Annotated in this window: 1 protein-coding gene; it reads right to left on the bottom strand. The window is 48.5% G+C overall.

Annotated elements, in window-relative coordinates; translation table 11 throughout:
• Positions 1–134: 134 nt before the first annotated feature.
• On the bottom strand, positions 135–1520 hold the full coding sequence (locus ACFSB2_RS13240; protein ID WP_377943543.1) for an IS1182 family transposase: 1386 nt from the start codon (positions 1518–1520) through the stop codon (positions 135–137).
• Positions 1521–1621: the final 101 nt, after the last annotated feature.

The raw sequence follows: 1621 nt of genomic DNA, 5'->3' as shown, positions 1-1621 counted from the left end.
CTAGGAGCGTGTCCGAGTATTTCAGCTTAGAATTTCTGTAATTGAGTCCTAATTCCAAAATTCTCATTAATGGTCAATGACATTCCGCACTGGTGTTGTTCTTTTCACAAGAACTGGACAGTGTAGCCTCATCTTTAGCACGTTGCCCAGCTCGTATGGCCGTATTTGAATATCTTCAGCAGGTTATGGCACATGGCAACTAACGACCATTCTCCCTTGACTTTTTCCAAGCCTCGTAAAGAGAATCGGTCGAATCCCCGGCAACCCTTAATCTGGCCATACACAGGCTCAACGATCACTTTGCGTCTCGCGTAGACGGCATGACCCTTCTTTGTTTTTAATTTCCGAGCCATCCGTTGCTTCACCGTGTAGTGTTTCGGTATTCGTCCTCTTGGTGACTCCGGCACCTCATTGTGTTTTTGACGACCCGTTGCGATATATGGGTCAATTTCTTTCTCTTGAAGCCATGTCACATCGTCTGCGGCAAAGTAGCCCGCATCACATGAGATTTTGCCAATTGCCGCTTTTGCATTCTCCTCGGTCATTTCAACCATGGTACGTAGGACGCCATGATCATTAGTGTGGTCTGTAACATCTGTTGCAACAATGATTTGGTACGCTTCATCTACGACAGACTGCACATTGTATGCTTGGATGAAACCGTCTTTCGATTTCATAATGCGGGATTCCGGGTCCGTGAAGTTCCGTTGTGCTTTGTCCCGCGGAACGCCTGCGGGATGACTCTCCTTGCGCGGACGGCCACGCTTTTTGACGCCTGTCTGGTTGGTGGGATCGTCATCGTCCTTCTTGTCTTGTTGTTCCTTTTGCTGCTGTTGTTCCATTTCTTCCTTGGCTTCCTGCTCCAAGGCAGCCATTGCTTCCTGGATTTTTGCTAATCGGCTTTCTCTGCGGGTTAATTCTTCAGGAAGTTCATCGCCCATGGTGTTACCATACTTCTTGTCTTCACTGCGGTCGGTGCGTTCAGCTTGCTGCGTAAGCTCGGCAATCTCTTGGCGTAGCCGTTGTTCTTGCTGTTTCATCCGGTCGTAACTCATTGCCTTATGCTTAGATGCGTTCGCCCGAATCTTGCTCCCGTCCAGAGCTACATGTCCGAGCTTAACCATCCCTGCATGCTGGGCAATCTTCACGACTTCCAAGAAAAGTTCCTTGAAGGTGCCCAGGTGGCGTTTGCGAAAATCACTGATTGTACGAAAGTCCGGAAACTGGTTTGCCGACAGGACTCGGAATGCTACAACATCTTGGCAAGCCTTTGCAATCTTTCTGGAGGAGTACACACCTGTGCAGTATGCATAGATAAGAACCTTCAACAACATGGCCGGGTGGTACGGAGGAAAACCGCGCAATTCCTGTTCGTACTGCTTGGTAATGACGGAGATATCCATATGATCGACCACATCACTGACGAAGTTCGCCAAGTGATTGTCGGGTAGCCATTCGTTCAAACTCGGTGGTAACAACATGAGTTGGTTCGGGTCGTAGTCACGGAACTTTTTTCCCAAGAGTCGAAGCCTCCATTGTGAATCCCAGTACAGGATACTTCGTTGTTGATCCGAAAATTCCCTGTTGGGAAACTTCAAGAATTACTCGGACACGCTCCTAG

The sequence above is a fragment of the Alicyclobacillus fodiniaquatilis genome (assembly GCF_042678105.1).
Taxonomy (GTDB): domain Bacteria; phylum Bacillota; class Bacilli; order Alicyclobacillales; family Alicyclobacillaceae; genus Alicyclobacillus; species Alicyclobacillus fodiniaquatilis.
Note: the sequence above shows the minus strand (reverse complement) of the source record. Positions and strands in the feature narration are given on the sequence as shown.